This is a genomic window from Xylanibacter sp. (assembly GCF_057607445.1).
Genome location: NZ_DBLZAX010000003.1, coordinates 92,150 through 108,097, shown reverse-complemented (window position 1 = coordinate 108,097; position 15,948 = coordinate 92,150). Strand labels below are relative to the sequence as shown.

7 protein-coding genes and 1 tRNA gene are annotated in these 15,948 nt (G+C 49.9%); 5 read left to right on the top strand and 3 right to left on the bottom strand.

The features are described from left to right. Positions 1–6 precede the first annotated feature (6 nt). Together phnX and ACZMIG_RS03830 are read right to left on the bottom strand one after the other, a co-directional pair. Positions 7–798 carry a phosphonoacetaldehyde hydrolase gene (gene phnX, locus ACZMIG_RS03835; RefSeq protein WP_487889083.1) on the bottom strand — a complete coding sequence of 264 codons (792 nt, stop codon included), beginning with the start codon at positions 796–798 and terminating at the stop codon, positions 7–9. 48 nt (positions 799–846) lie between these two features. Then, positions 847–2,193, bottom strand: coding sequence for a DUF5690 family protein (locus ACZMIG_RS03830; protein ID WP_487889082.1), 1,347 nt, complete (start codon positions 2,191–2,193; stop codon positions 847–849). A 223-nt stretch (positions 2,194–2,416) separates the two neighbouring features. On the opposite strand from ACZMIG_RS03830, the gene ACZMIG_RS03825 reads away from it, so the two are divergent. Beyond that, positions 2,417–3,364 carry a hypothetical protein gene (locus ACZMIG_RS03825; RefSeq protein ID WP_125105401.1) on the top strand — a complete coding sequence of 316 codons (948 nt, stop codon included), beginning with the start codon at positions 2,417–2,419 and terminating at the stop codon, positions 3,362–3,364. A gap of 293 nt (positions 3,365–3,657) precedes the next feature. Next, positions 3,658–7,338, top strand: coding sequence for a pectinesterase family protein (locus ACZMIG_RS03820; RefSeq protein ID WP_418874974.1), 3,681 nt, complete (start codon positions 3,658–3,660; stop codon positions 7,336–7,338). Positions 7,339–8,856: 1,518 nt separating this feature from the next. Here ACZMIG_RS03820 and ACZMIG_RS03815 read toward each other — a convergent pair. Next, positions 8,857–10,539 carry a S41 family peptidase gene (locus ACZMIG_RS03815; protein ID WP_288948558.1) on the bottom strand — a complete coding sequence of 561 codons (1,683 nt, stop codon included), beginning with the start codon at positions 10,537–10,539 and terminating at the stop codon, positions 8,857–8,859. Positions 10,540–10,936: 397 nt separating this feature from the next. Between ACZMIG_RS03815 and ACZMIG_RS03810 the strand changes: the two genes are divergently transcribed. The 3 genes from ACZMIG_RS03810 to ACZMIG_RS03800 all read left to right on the top strand — a co-directional run bounded on the left by ACZMIG_RS03810 (position 10,937) and on the right by ACZMIG_RS03800 (position 15,408). Beyond that, a tRNA-Asn gene (locus tag ACZMIG_RS03810) sits at positions 10,937–11,010 on the top strand. A gap of 92 nt (positions 11,011–11,102) precedes the next feature. Further along, positions 11,103–11,921: an MBL fold metallo-hydrolase gene (locus ACZMIG_RS03805; RefSeq protein ID WP_487889081.1), complete on the top strand. Its 819-nt coding sequence runs from the start codon at positions 11,103–11,105 to the stop codon at positions 11,919–11,921. Between the two features lie 427 nt (positions 11,922–12,348). Further along, a complete protein-coding gene (locus ACZMIG_RS03800) occupies positions 12,349–15,408 on the top strand; it encodes a T9SS type A sorting domain-containing protein (protein ID WP_487889080.1) in 3,060 nt (1,019 codons plus the stop codon). Positions 15,409–15,948: the final 540 nt, after the last annotated feature.

Here is a 15,948-nt window from a genome sequence, read left to right as displayed (position 1 = left end):
GTCTGCTTATCTGTTCATTCGTGCGTTAATGCAGTCTATCAGTCCGGGCAGCTCAGTTATGTCGTCCACCACAAAGTCGGCGCCTACTGCATACATGCGGTTGCGCACGCATGCCATGCGTCTTTTCAGTTCGTCGGCAGGCATGGCAGCCACCTCGTCGCGCGTCAGGGCCAGCTCGTTGCTGCCCAATATCACGCCCACGCTCCACACTCCGGCGTTAGCTCCCTCCTTGATGTCGGCAATGGTGTCTCCGAATTTCACAACCGAATGGCGCGATGCCACATCCAGGTCGCACATGTTCTTGTATATCATGTATGGCTTCGGACGTCCGCCGGGCATGTTGTCAGACGTAACACAGTTGTCAACGGTATAGCCTTTCTCTGCCGCAGCCTTTATCACAATGTCCATCATGGTCTTGGTGTAGCCCGTGGTCGATCCCAGCTTTATGCCCTGTGCCTTTAGCGCAGCCACCGTTTCAACCACTCCGTCGATAGGCTCCGAATAGTCGGCCAGCGTAGCCATCAGCTTGTCCTGAAAGCCCTTGTAGCATGCCTGCACGTCGTCCTCGTTGTAGTCGCGTCCGTATTTTTCGGCAAACTCTTCCCTGACATGGTCTATGGCGAACAGAGCGCGTATCTCCTCTATCTTTGTCAGGCCCATGTGGGCGCGGGTTTCTTCCGCCGTAACGGTAAGTCCCATGTTCTTGAAACACTCAACGAAGGCTGCCACCGGAGCGAAGCATCCGTAGTCAACGGCCGTTCCGGCCCAGTCCATAATCACACATTCAATCTTGTTCATATTCTTATTACTGTTTAATGTTCTTTGTTTGTATTATTCCGTTTGCTTTTATTTAGCCATGCTCACCGTGCCGTAGAGCTGTGCGTCGCCGGCTCCGGCCTCGTCGGTGCTGCGTTTCGGCCTTCCTGCCTGCAGCATATATACCAATGCTCCGATAAACATCACGCAGCACGCAACTCCGATAAATATGCTCATATGGTTGTAGAACACAGCCCAGTCGACATGCGACGCTCCCAGCTCCTTGAACATCAGCAGGGCGAGCGTGCCCACATAGCCGATGAAGTCGATGGTTATGATGAAGAATCCCACGTTGCCGCGAATCTTGAAGCATGCAATGAAGCGCTCGAAGAATATTGTCTGGAAGCTCAGATATGCTATGTCGATGCAGAAGGTCTGCATGAACAGCCATGCCGTGGCGGGCATCGACAGCGCGGCATGCCTTGCTCCGACAAACGCCAGGGCTGCCATTCCGGCGGCAGACACGCCCAACAGGATGCAGAGTGTCTTCAGATGGCTCTTCACTGTTGACATCACGGCGAACACTCCCAGCAGGACGAGCGTGGCAATGCCGTCGATATAGGCGAAGGCCCACGACGAAACGCTGTGAACGTCGATGATGCAGACAATGAAGTCTTCCTTTATGTCGCGCTGCACTGTGAGCAGAAGGTTGGCTATGAAGAGCATAAGCAGCACGGGCATAAACCTGCGGAACAGCTGCATGCGCTCTCTGGCATTGAGAGTCACGCGCTCCGAACGCGACGCTATGTCGGCAGCCGTGGGGCGCGGCAGCTTGGTCATCACCCACCCTGCGAGGCATAACAGCGGGAAGGCCACTGCCCCTATCAGGGCCGGCATCCAGAACTCGCTGACGTGGAGCGTGTGGAGCGCATAGAGTCCGAGCGACTTTGCCACGCCCGAGCTCAGGGCCATGCTCACTCCCATGATGCTTGCCAGTATGTCGGTGGTGCGGCGTCCTTCAAGAAAACTGAATATCACGCCCCACATACAGCCCAGCGACAGGCCGTTGAAGAAGAGTGCAAAGATGTTGAGCGGTGCGGGCACGAGGGCAAACGTCAGCAGCGACACCTCCGACAGGGCTGCCGAACCGACGATAAACTTCAGGCGGTTCTGCGGCTTAAGCTCTGATATAAACTTTATGCCGAGCATCTTGGCGCACACATAGCCTATGAGCTGAATCATGCTGACCACAATCTTGTAGTCCATGCCGGCTATCTGCATGCCGTCGAACTCGGCTGCCGTGAACGGCTTGCGCAGGGCATACACGAGCGAATATGAAAGCAGGGCCGTGCCTCCTGCCCAGAATACGAAAAGCCAGTCGGGCATTGCCTTTCCGTTGCCTCTCAGGCGCTGTATTATGTTTAGAATCTTTTCCATTTCAATATTTGCAGTCATTCGGTTTCGGGTGCAAAATTAGCATCGTGCAGGCAGCGCAAAAATGAATAAATCATGAATAATAGGCCGTAACAATTCAGTAAAATGATTGTAACCGGATAATAATTTTTCTGTTGCCGGAAAGAAACCCGAATGTAACACGGATGTAATATGTTTTAATACGAAAAGGCCTATCTTTGCAGTGCAATTACCATTCAGTGAAATTATGAAAGAGCTTAGAGAGATATACGACCGCATAACCTATCTGAGACAGAAAGGCATGAAAATGAAGGACATAGCAGGATGCATCGACTTTGCGCCGAGCGTGCTTTCGGCCCTTTACACCACCGTGCTGCCGGCCTTCTTCAAGAACATAGAGAAGGGCGAGAGCCATGAGGCTGCGCTCGACAACGCCCTGATATGGGTCAACAATGTTTCAAAGAAGAAGCTGCTGGGCTCTATTCCGGCCATGAAGAAGGTGCTGTTCTCTGACGACATCATACCTGTTGTGCCTGAAAGCGAGACCGCCAATCCCTTCATATCCGAGCTTGAGCGCAACATGAAGCGCACTGCCGGACAGATAGCCAACTACAGCGGCATATACATGAGCTACAGCGTGTCGTCAGGCTCGCTCGCAATGAAGCTCGAACCTTATATCATAACGCCGGCGGCCAACGGCAACTACGTGCTCGTTGGGCACAACAACGCCTACGGAACTACACACTGGGGTATTGCGATGATGAACGGCATAAACCACATCTACCTGATGTTCAACGAGAACAAGGAGCCTCAGCTTGCCCTGTTCAACATCTGCCTGAAGATTCCGATGTACGACAGACCGCCGTTTCTGAGGGGCGTCTACACTTGCTTCGACTACAACTACAATCCCATTGCAAGGCGCATTCTCTTCGTGAAGCTGTCAGACAGCACCTCGCGCGAAGACTTCGCGAAGCTAAAGGGATGTCTCAAAACACGCGAGGAACTGAGCGAGCAGGAGCGCAAATATTATGAATATACGTGCGGACAGGAGGATGTGGTGCGCATGTGCAACATTCCCTCGCCCACCATGCACGAGGACGACCTGATAACGGAAAAGCGCATTCTGGCCATGAACACCGCCACAGAAAGAAAACCCATGCAGCTGCATGACGGCAGCAGGCATGATGAAGGCTGACAGCCGTATGGCTGAAAGCATGGTATGAATGCACTTTGCGCATGACATCGTCTTACGGCGGCAGCACAGACGACAGCTGGCTGCCCGACATGTAGCAGCATAGAGCCTCACGGCTACAGGGCGGAATGATTACGGCAACACGGCAAAAACCGCTGAAAACAAGGCATGAGGCAACGTATATGAACTTTTAACACTAAACCATAGTAACAAAAAGGGCACAAATGCGTTTTTATATCAACGCCCTGATTTAAGGGGTATAAGAACGGAAATAACGTAAAAGCAATATTGTTACTATGAACTTTTCCCTGAAACTTACAATTGTATCAGTAGCCGTCGCACAGACCGTATGTGCCGGCGGAAAGGCTATTAACGACGGCGTAGACCCGCCAGCCGTGGTTGCGGCATGGAGCACGCCGAAGGGTTATCAGAAGATTATCGACATAAACTTCAGCGATGCCATGTGGCCCGGACAGACATGGGCAGGCAAGACCGGAGCCGACAGTCCGGAACTGGCAGACGGCGGATATGTCAACACGATAATAGATGTGCCTGCCAACGGCGGCAGCGAGGTTACATATCCCGTGATGTTCCACAACTGCACCTTTGCCAACAAGAAGAGCTACAACGGCTTTGCGGGTGCAACGGCGGCCTTCAGCCGGCAGTATTACCTCGGACAGAGCGCCACAGGCAAGGGCAACCGCTATGCCAACGACTGGACGGCAAAGGGGCACACGGCCTATCTGGAGGACAACATAAAGCGCGACAAGGACGGAAACATCGTCTACGGCGAGGCAGGATTCGTGCAGATGTGCAGCGCTCCGGCCACCGCAGGACATAACGGCGCCACAAAGGGCGAGTCGCAGCACGGCTGGGTGGAGATAGACCACATACCATACGTTGAGCGCGTGCAGTGGTCGTGGTCGTCTACATCATGGGGCCGCGGCATAAAGTGCGACATAAAGATTGGCAACGGTCAGTGGAAGCCGCTGGTATGGATGGGCTCGGGCATGGCCGCCTACGGCTACTCGGCCTTCAGCGACCAGGGCTACATGATGGAGAACGTGATTAACGCCAGCGACGTGTCGCTGCGCTGGCGCGTGTGGGACGGCGAAGTTCAAGACAATCCCGTGCAGCTTACAGCCGACGGCAAGGCCGTATTTCAGGCAGAGACCGACCCGCTGGCACGCCAGCAGCCGGCCCGTGTGCACAAGATAATGATATACGGAAAGAAGATTACGGCCGAACAGGCTCTCTATGCAAGGCAGAACCCCGTGGGCAGCGTGGGCGAGCTGACAGCCATAAGGGGACATAAGGAGCCGCACATAAGCGCGCCCGATGCCAAGGCACCCATAGAACTGAAGGTGGTGGCGCAGGACGGCAGCGCACAGTACACAAGCATACAGCAGGCCATCGATGCCGTCAGCGACGGGGCACGCGGCATAATATACGTTAGTCCGGGCGTATACGACGAGAACGTATATGCCGGCAGACGCAACGACAAGAACAAGTTTATAAGCATAATAGGCGAAGACCGCAACACCACGATACTGACATCATCTGTTGACCGCGGCCCGAAGAGCAAGGGCAAGCGCTACTACGACTGCGCCGCGCTCAACGTCTACACCGACCGCTTCTATGCCGAGAACATCACCATACGCAACACCAGCGGCAACGTGGGACAGGCAGAGGCGCTGTTTACGGCCGGCGACGCACACGTGTTCAGCAACTGCACGCTGAGCGGATATCAGGACACATACAAGGCCAACGGCGGAGCGCGCGGATACTTCAGCCGCTGCACCATAGAGGGTGCCACCGACTTTATTTATGACGCGGGCCTCGAGTGGTTTGACAACTGCGAGATACGCTGCGTCAGGGGCAAGGGCTACATCACGGCTGCCGCCACATCTGAGCTGCCGCTGACACGTGCCATGTATCCCAAACTGAGCCAGAGCCGCCTGTATGCGGGTCTGTTCTTCAACCGCTGCCGACTCACCGCCGAACAGGGCGTGGCCGACGGTGCCTACTATCTGGGACGCCCGTGGAAGGAGAACAGCGGCACGATGTTCATAAACTGCACGCTGGGCAGCCACATAAACGAGGCAGGATGGCTCGACTGGGGCGGACGAGGCAACACGGCATCATATCTTGAATATAACAGCACCGACGAAAACGGGCAGCCGGCTGACACAAGCCGGCGCGTAGGCTTCGGCCGCCAGGCCACCAAGGACGAGGTGGAGGCATACATAAACGCCGACTTCCTGTTCAAGAAGGCGTCTGACGTGCCCTTCGACTTCAACGCCATTCTTCAGGGCGCCCCTGCCCCGTCGGTATTCACGCGCAGCGGCAACACGTTCGAGTGGAACAGCGACCGACTGGCTGCCGGCTACCTGATATACCGCAACGGGCGCTTCGAGGCTTTTGTGGCCGAGCCTGAATACACCATATCAGACGGCAATGCAGACGAATACAGCGTGAAGACCGTTTCGCGCCAGGGTGCCACGTCAGAGGCTGTTGCCATGCGCGTAACGCCCGTGGCCTTCCCCACTGCCGAAGGCTTCGGCAAATATGCCACTGGCGGACGCGGCGGACAGGTGGTTACGGTTACGTCGCTGGCCGACACCGAGGACGAAGGCACGCTACGATGGGCCTTCAGCCAGTATCCGGGCGAGCCGCTCACCATCGTGTTTGCCGTGAACGGCGAGATACGCCTCAACAGCAACCTGCGCGTGAAGCGTGCCAACTGGATGCTAGCAGGACAGACGGCCCCGGGCGACGGCATAAGCATCGTGGGCGACAAGGTGAACTTCGGCAGTTCGGAAAACTTCATCGTGCGCAACATACGCTTCCGCGCCGGCGACGGCAAGCAGGACCAGGCCTGCGGAACGGAGAACTGCACCAACTTTATATTCGACCACTGCGTGTTCGGATGGTCGATGGAGGAAAACATGAACACGGCCGACAGCCACTATCTTACCGTTCAGTACTGCATCGTGCACGAGGGCCTCAACGACGCCGGCCACAAGAAGGGCAAGCGCGGATACGGCTCGCAGTGGGGCGGCTCGCCTGCCACTTACCACCACAACCTGCTGGCAGGCAACGACTCGCGCAGTCCGCGCTTCAACGGCGCCAGGGGCGAAGACTATGTGGTGTTTATGGAATATGTGAACAACGTGAACTTCAACTGGGGACGCTGGAACTCGTGCTACGGCGGCGAGAACTCGGCCGACATAACAGAATATAACGGCCGCAACTCAGCTCATGAGTGCAACTTCATGAACAACTACTACAAGCCCGGCCCTGAGTCGCCTGCCAACTCGGTGTTTGTCATGGCAAGCCACGCCCGCAAGGGTGCCACGTCGTGGGGCCCGGCGCGCTGGTATGTAAGCGGAAACGTCATGGAGGGCAACGACGCTGCCACAGCCGACAACTGGCAGGCCATGAGCGCCGAGAAATATACAACAGACCAGATAAGAGTGAATGAGCGCATCGTGCCCGAAATGCCTTACTATAAGCTCGACGAGACTGAAGGCGCCATAGGCAAATACCGCCCGTCGCGCTACATGCTGACCGACATACAGACGGCCGACGAAGCATATAAGACGGTGCTGAAGAAGGCGGGAACGATAAACCGCGACGCCACGGAAAAGCGCGTGATAAACGACGTGAAGAGCGGCAACCCGAAGTTCAGCGGCTCGAAGACAGGCAAGCGCGGCATTATCGACTCTGTGAACGATGCCGAAGGCTTCGGACTAAGCCACAAGCAGGAGGCAGCACCGGCTGACACCGACGGCGACGGAATGCCGGACAAATGGGAGAAGAAACACGGACTGAACCCTGACAATGCCGACGACCGCAACCTGACAAACCCCGACGGCTACACCGCCCTTGAGGTTTATCTGAACAGCCTGATGGGCGAAAAGCTGAGCTGCAAATTCAGCAGCACCGCCACATCACACGGCAAACAGGCTAAATAAGGCGTGGCGCGCCTGCCTGAAAGCAACAAAGACAAAGTAAAAACAACATTCATAAGCGCAGAAAAAGGTGGAAACCCGAGCCGGCTTGGAAACAATATCCGGCTGAAGGTTTCCGCCTTTTCTGTTTTTATACGGAAACAAAAATGCAGGAAGAGTTACGGATCAGACCTCTAAAGCCTGACGAATACATAAGCCTTTCTGCCTGCTGAATTATGGATTTGAGCGCAACAAACCAGCCCGTAGGGACGTACCCGATGTACGTTCAAATAACGACACTATGAATAACAATAATAAATTATATGCAAAGGTGGACATACCTCGGGGATGTCCCTACGGATAATGCTGAAAAAACTATCCTCATAAAGATATAATTTCCGCCATTTTAACCTTATATTTTCACCACGCAGCAAAAACATCCAAAAATCCGTAACTTTTTCTTTTAATTATGTTACGGTTATGTTATACGGCGCTATTTAAAAACATTTTCTTTAAGCAAATTAAGCCGTAATAGTTTCAGACTGTTAGTGGCCGGTTTACGAGTCGTTAATGGGCCGTTTACGAGTCAAAAACCGGCCACTTTTTATACGCAAACGGCCCTGTTATTTTTCGCATTCAACAACTTAACCTATTACGGCTTTTTGTTTTATGGCATAAAACATCTGAGCTGTCAGTCAGGGGTGTTATTTTATTTTGAACACCAAAAGGTATATGTTGCGGATCGCAGATCCTTATACTCAATGCTGCCGGATGGCACATCCGGCAGAACATTAGTCTTGCAGTTTCTTAACATCGCTGCAACTAAAGAACTATAGTGAGAAAAAAAGGTATTTGAATTTAACTGCCTAAAAAGAAAAGCATTTGACTTTAACTACTGTAAGGCTTTTATCTTATGGCATAAAACACCTGAGCTATCAGTCAGGGGTGTTATTATATTTTGAATACCAAAATATATGTTGCGGATCGCAGATCCTTATATTCAATGCTGCCGGATGACACATCCGGCAGAACATTAGTCTTGTAGTTTCTTAACATCGCTGCAACCAAAAAACTTTAGTGAGAAAAAAAGGTATTTGAATTTTACTGTCTAAAAAGAAAAGCATTTGACTTTAACTACTTTAAGGCTTTTATCTTATGGCATAAAACACCTGAGCTGTCAATCAGGGGTGTTATTATATTTTGAATACCAAAAGGTATATGTTGCGGATCGCAGATCCTTATACTCAATGCTGCCGGATGGCACATCCGGCAGAACATTAGCCCTGCTGTTTCTTAACATCGCTACAACAAAAAAAGAATAGCGAGAAAAACACAAGGCATTTGAATTTAACTGCCTAAAAAGAAAAGCATTTGACTTTTTTCGCTGCGCTAAAGGAAATTTCTCCTTAACTACCTAACTCCTTAACTCCGAAAAAAGCATTTGACTTTAACTACTTTAACTCCTAATGAGACTCCATAAAAAAGGAGAGGCAAAAGCCATGCGGCCTTTACCTCTCCCGAAAAAATATATTCTCTCAACTTTTATTTCTTCTTCGCTGCACCTTTTACTAATACAGCCTTATACTCGTCAGGACTGTTGAGCAGGCGGCATGCCTCCTTCATCTGCTTGTCGTAGCGCAGACTGTTCTCCATGCTTCCAACCTGATAATAGTAGGCCGCAATGATGTCGTTGGATATTATCTGCTTTAGCACGTCCTTGTGATAGTCGAGGTCTTTGGCTATGTTGTGCTTAAGCTTCTTCTCCAGATTTTCAAATTCGGCCTTGGCGTCGTCATAATAGCCCTCAAACTCAACAACCTTCTTTAGCGACTTGAGCAGTTTCTCGCTCTCAGGGTCGTAGGTGAATCCGCTCTTTATCACTCTCTGCTTGAAGTCCTCATAGTCGGCGTCAGAAAGCTCAAACTCAGAAGGCTTGGCTATCGTGGGGTGAGACGCTATATAGTCGACCTCATAGTCGAGCAGCACCTCGGTAGAGTCGAGTCCGCTCACGGTGAGATAGTAGGCAATGTTGGGCAGCGAGTCGGGGCGCACCTCTATGTCGGGCTTAATGCCTCCGCCGTCGCGCACCTCGCGTCCGCCTGCCGTATAGAACACCTTGGTCAGACTGTCGGGTATGTGCTCGGTATATCCGCCGCGCGCGTGCTTATAGTTTATTGCCTGTATGCAGCGTCCGCTCGGAATGTAGTATTTGCTTGTGGTCAGCTTCAGCTGTCCGTTGTATGATATGTCAACAGGCAACTGCACGAGACCCTTGCCGTAGGTGCGCGTGCCCATGATTACGGCGCGGTCGAGATCCTGCAGACTTCCGCTGGTAATCTCGCTGGCGCTGGCCGACTCGCCGTTGACTAGCACCACAACGGGCATCACCGTGTCGATAGGCTCAACGGTGGTCTTATAGTCATAGTTGGCACGCTTCAGCTTGCCGCGGGTCTTCACCAGCGTGATGTCCTTCGGCACAAACATGTTGACAATGTTGACAGCCTCTGAGAGAGAGCCGCCGCCGTTGCCGCGCAGGTCGAGCACGAGGCCCTTCATGCCCTGCTTCTTCATCTCGATGAACGCCTTGCGCACATCCTTTGAGCAGTCTTCGGTGAAGCTGCTCAGATTGAGATAGCCTATGCTGTCGGGGCGCAGGCCGTAGTAAGGAATTGAAGGCATGTTGACAGAACGGCGAGTTATTCTGAACTCCATGTTCTTGCCCGTGCTGGGGCGCTTCACCTTCAGCACGAACGTCGTGCCGGCGTCGCCGCGCAGATGCGAACTTACGTAGCTCACGTCCTTGTCGGTCATAACGGAGTCGTCGATACTCAGGATGATGTCGCCCTTCTTCAGGCCCACCTCGGCAGCCGGGTTGCCTGCATAAGGCTCGTCGATGACCACGCGCTTCAGCTTCTGGTTGTAGCGTATCACGGCTCCTATGCCCACATAGCGGCCGGTTATCATCGTCTTAAGGTCGTTCACCTTGTCCTCGGGATAGTAGACGGTGTAGGGGTCGAGCGAGCGCAGCATCGAGTTGATGGCCGTGCCCACCACCTCGTCGGCGTTGAGCGTGTCTACATACATCAGGTCGAGATAGCTGTAAATCTCGTTGAACACCTGCATGTTCTTGGCCACGTCGAAGTTGTGGCTCTTGCTTTCCTGGGCCGACGCCGCCATGAAAGGCAGCATGAGCAGCACCGCAAGCTGAAATAGTCTTATTCTCATCTTATGTTCTTATTGTTTCTTTTTCTTGTTGCAAAGCAAATTCATGCCTCATACGGCCGCAAAGCGTCAACGCGAGAGGCCTCAGCCCTGTTGCCGGCAATGCCCACAGCCGCCTCCACCGGCAGCAAAAGCATGCACACGTGCCCTAAGCGGCAGAAGCAGCACACGCAGACTCACCGGCAGCCGACCGGACACAGGCCAAAAAGCATGAGCCTAAGGCATGGTCTCAGCAGCCGTATTGACTTATGCAAAGTTACATGTATAATGGTGAAAACACCACTTTTCGGGGAAAAATTATTTTATTTTAGTCTAAAATTGAATTTTTTGCCAAAAAAGTTTGGAGGTTTCAAAAAATCTTCTTACCTTTGCATCGCATTTGAAAGGAAATGCATCACATGCTTCAATAGCTCAGTTGGTTAGAGCACCTGACTGTTAATCAGGGGGTCGTTGGTTCAAGCCCATCTTGAAGCGCAAAAAGGAGTTGCTTCGGTAACTCCTTTTTTGTTTTTGTATAATTCATCACTTTTAGCCGCAACGGCTACACCTTGCAGACAATACACCACATGAACAACAGCCACAACAAGATAATAATGCTGGGCACAGGCAGCGCAGGAGTTACAAGATGCTATAACACATGCTTCTTCCTGAAGACAGCCGACACAGCACTGCTCGTGGACGCAGGAGGCGGCAACGGCATAATGTCGCAGATAGAAAAGGCGGGCATAAACCTTACGGACATACACCACATGTTCATAACGCACGCTCACACCGACCACATACTGGGCGCCGTGTGGGTGGTGAGAATGATTATGCACAGGATTCTCGGCGGCGAATATAAGGGCAACCTGAACGTATACGGCAATGACAAGGTGATAAGCACGCTAAAGCAGATATGCCTCATGACGCTGCACAAGAACTATAACGCGCTGTTCGGCAGCCGCATCATGCTGTGCGAGAAGCTGAGCGGCGACGAATTTCAGGCCGGCGACATCAGCATGCAGTGCTTCGACGTGCTGTCGGACAAGGAAAAGCAGTTTGGCTTCCGTGCCATAATGCCGGGAGGAGCCACGCTGGTGTGCATGGGCGACGAGCCGTGCAACAGGGCCAACTACCCTATTGCGCGCGGTGCCGACTGGCTTATGTGCGAGGCTTTCTGTCTGTATAAGGACCGCGACGTGTTCAAGCCCTACGAGAAGTTTCACAGCACGGCCAGGGACGCCGGAGCCGTGGCAGCCGAGCTGGGCGTGAAGAATCTGCTGCTATACCACACCGAAGACAAGACGCTGGCCACACGCAGGACCGAATATGCCCGCGAGGCGGCGCAGAGCTTCAAGGGCAACATTTTTGTACCTGACGACCTCGAAGCTATAGACATCGACTGAACAGACATTGCATTTATGATACAAATGACGCTTTACTCCAATCCGTCATCAGCATACGGTCGGACTGTCGCTTTACAGGCGGACACATTATTGCCTGCTTCTCGACAGGAATAGCGTTATTTGTCAAGAAAAATCAGACGACAAAGCAACAATAAGAACAATAAATGCCCGTAAATATCTATCAACTCATTGAGTTAGGCCATATACAGCCTTATGGTTGATATTATTTTACTCCAATCAGACAGATTTGGATTTAAAGCAATTAACAACTAAAATTGCCAAGATAAAGCATACAAACTTAAGTCTACATAATAATAAAAAATACACCTTTTGTTAAAAAAGACCAAAATAAAAAAAAAACAACTGTAACATTTTTTTCGTAATATTGCGATGATATTAATCGCATGTTTAACTTAAAGTCTTTATTATGAAAAAAATCTTCTTTTTTCTAATGGCTGCGTTTACGGCATTCCCGAATAATGCCGACGCAGAGAAAGGGTTCAAAACTCTTGGCGAAAACATCAACGGCAGTGGTATCTCGCCCAACGGCCAGTACTTTGTTGGTACATCTGTAGCCGGTGAACATTCCATAAACGGAATGAAAATGGAAAGCTTCATTTACAACACAAAAGACGGAACGCTTACGTGGATAACTGAAGCAGACAAAAGTGATTATACGAAGTGTGGCAGATTTAATGCTGTAAGCGATAATGGTATTATTTGCGGAGACGCCATCAACACAGACATTAAGCTGGCTTCTGAAAATAATCCGATTTCTGCCGCTATATGGGAAAACGGAAAACGCACTTTATTAGAATATGGCGACTTTGACATTTCCACCATTTCAAGTTCTGCCGAAGGCGCCTTCAGCCAAGATATTTCTGAAGACGGCAACATTGTGGTAGGAAACTTCAATACCGGTTCAGGCGCTTTTATTACTCCGTGTAAGTGGGTCAAGAACAGCGAAGGTAAATACGCTATAGATTTTCTTACCGTACCGGAAAATATGAAAAACGGATACGCGATGAAAATATCATCAGACGGAAAAATATTCGGCATCATAACATCCAATGAAGATGACGACAAAGGCACTTACCTGTGCATCTGGGATGACGACAAGATAACCGTCCTGACACACGAAGACCTGGGCATAGAATTCCGTTATTTATGCGTAATGAATCTTATTGATGTAAGCCCGAATGGAAAATTCGTTATTTTCAGCGAAAGCAACACGTTCAAGACTTATATATACAACACAGAAACAAAAGAATGCAGACCTTTGCCTTCTTTTGGTGAATATGACAACTGGAACAACTTCAGGTATGCAAGCATTGACAACAATGGAAACGTTGCCGGAGCATACGACTATGGCAACCCAATCTTAGGTCCGATGCCTTACACACATCCTTTCTGGTATTCATACGAGCGTAATGCAATCTACGACTTCAGCTATTACATGACAATAGCAGCTGAGGGAGTAAATCCTGACATTGATTTCACTTTCGATGAGGAAACACTGTCAATACCATCATTCATCTCTGCTGACGGCCAGACTATTGCAGGAAATGCAGATATCTACAACACATTCCTCCAGCAGACACCTAAATTCTGGGTGTTGAACGTAGATGACATCAGTAACACTGAAATACCATTGACCCCAACCGGACTCAATGCAAAGTCTGACGCACTGAAAGAGGCAAAGCTGTCGTGGACAAAAGACGAAACTGAATATAAGACTCTTACACTGAAATCATATAACATATACCGTGACGGTGAACTTATAGGCAATATAGAAGCAACAGAGCAGGAAATGTCTTTCAGAGACAAAGACATATACGGACACCCAGAATATACTGTAGAGGCTGTTATGGCAAAGGCTGACGGAGGCACAATGCTTTCACAAAAATCAGTTCCTTTTAAAGCATCTGTTCCCGACACTTACGCCCTGCCATTCTTTGACGACTTCGACTCAGGCTCACTCGAAACAAACTATTGGACTACTGAGGCTGACTATGGCGAAGGCGAAGACACTAAATGGATTTTGGACGGCTACGGACTGCTTCAGACAACATGCGCCGCTATATACGTAAGCAGCGCCAAGCCCCACTCATCAAGTCTTGTATCAAGACCTATGGACGCCACCAACGAAGAATCAGTGAATGTTTCATTTGCCAATATCTACGGATTCATCAACATTGAAGACCAAGCTCTTGACAACGACTCGATAAGCCTCGAAGTGACAACAGACAACGGCGACACATGGAAATCTGTAGGCGACTGGTCGATTGCAGAATTAAACCCGCAGCACAAATGGAACATGATAAACGTGGACATATCAAAAGAGGTTGCAGGCAAGATATTCTCTATCCGTTTCCACAGCCACGGCCAAGGCAAGTCATTATATTACGTGGATATTGAGAACGTGAAAATAACAACGGGCAACGAAGTAAAGAAAGACGCTCCCGAAGGACTCACAGGCTGCAAGAACAGCAGCGACACACCGCTTTCACTTATATGGAAGAACAATTTCGGCGCTTATCAGCTGAACCATATCAACAGCGTGGTTGAAAGCATGTTTACGCTCGGCAACGAAGGAAAAGAAGTAATCGGAGCCAACGCCTTCGATAAAGACGACCTGGCACCATACAAAGGAAAGTATCTGACAGGAGTAACAACCATCATCAATTTCTACGACTGGTATGAAGTAAACAAAGGCATACACGCCGCAATCGTTGTATTTGAAGACGGCAAGCTTGTAAGAGAGCAAGAAATAGAAGATCTGCCATACAATGAATACTTTACGACAGCACTTGACGAGCCTCTGCTCATTGACGGAAGCAAAGAGCTTAAAATAGGCATCAAGGTACACGACTATGATGCAGAACAGATACCTCTGCTCTACGCCGTTTCAGACAAGTTTATTGCAGGAAAGAGCGACCTGTTCTCTGAGGACAACGGAGCAACTTGGCAAAAAGTGTCAGAATTTTACGGTGAAAACAACGAAAAATCACCTTGCTGCTGGAACATTACCGGCTGCGTGACAGACGAGCCGGAACTTAACCCTGAAGCTATAGAGAATCTGTATTACAACATTTACCGCAACGGAGAAGTTCTGTCTACTGACATGCTCGACAAGCTGCAGAGCCACTACTTCGACAAGGACGCTAAAGACGGCGACAGCTATTACGTGATAGCTTACTACGCTGACGGTTCTGTATCTGACGCATCAGAAGCCTTCATCTTCGACAGCAGCACTGACATCAGCCAATATACTATCGACGACCTTAGCATATCGTTCAATTCTGAAACGAAGAACATCAATATTAACGGTGAGTTTGACAAAGCAGAAATCTTTAACACAAACGGTATCTGCGTATCACAGTCAGCCGCAAACTCTATATCACTGAACGGCGTAACACCGGGTATTTATGTTCTAAAAATAAGCAAGGGTGGAAAAGCTGTTGTGAAAAAGATAATTATCAAATAACACGTTTCCTTGATTAATAGCATTAAAAAACGTATAACTTATGATGAACAAATGAAATTGACGATGCCAACAACCAACAGACTACATATATATAAAAGCAGGATAAGTTAATTTCAGATGTTAATGGGTAGGAGGTAAATACTAATCATAGCTATTTATCTCCTACTTTCTTATTTACCCAAGAATCATTAAGGACTTGCACCCGTTAGCAAATATTTATTCATAGCATAATAAAGAAGAGCGGCCTTCCGTCACCGGAAAGCCGCCCCTGTATATTACCCTGAATTGTGATTGCCCGATATTAATTAATAAAACAATTTATGGTAAAACTAAATCATGCAAATCTAAACTCAAACGTCAATAAACATATAATCATATAACATCAAAAGAAACTTTTTCTTATAGCAACCACACGGCCCGAAGGCCCCAACCTCTTTTTCGTTCGCGGCAGGAACATGCCGCTAATATAAAATCACTACACATTATATTTAAGACTAAAGACTTCGTATATCGTCATGTTTAAACAATATAAAATTCATA

What these genes read in the sequence shown, in the direction of transcription:
- phnX (WP_487889083.1), bottom strand. Translation starts at nt 798, where the DNA reads ATGAACAAGATTGAATGTGTGATTATGGACTGGGCCGGAACGGCCGTT.
- ACZMIG_RS03830 (WP_487889082.1), bottom strand. Translation starts at nt 2,193, where the DNA reads ATGGAAAAGATTCTAAACATAATACAGCGCCTGAGAGGCAACGGAAAG.
- ACZMIG_RS03825 (WP_125105401.1), top strand. Translation starts at nt 2,417, where the DNA reads ATGAAAGAGCTTAGAGAGATATACGACCGCATAACCTATCTGAGACAG.
- ACZMIG_RS03820 (WP_418874974.1), top strand. Translation starts at nt 3,658, where the DNA reads ATGAACTTTTCCCTGAAACTTACAATTGTATCAGTAGCCGTCGCACAG.
- ACZMIG_RS03815 (WP_288948558.1), bottom strand. Translation starts at nt 10,539, where the DNA reads ATGAGAATAAGACTATTTCAGCTTGCGGTGCTGCTCATGCTGCCTTTC.
- ACZMIG_RS03805 (WP_487889081.1), top strand. Translation starts at nt 11,103, where the DNA reads ATGAACAACAGCCACAACAAGATAATAATGCTGGGCACAGGCAGCGCA.
- ACZMIG_RS03800 (WP_487889080.1), top strand. Translation starts at nt 12,349, where the DNA reads ATGAAAAAAATCTTCTTTTTTCTAATGGCTGCGTTTACGGCATTCCCG.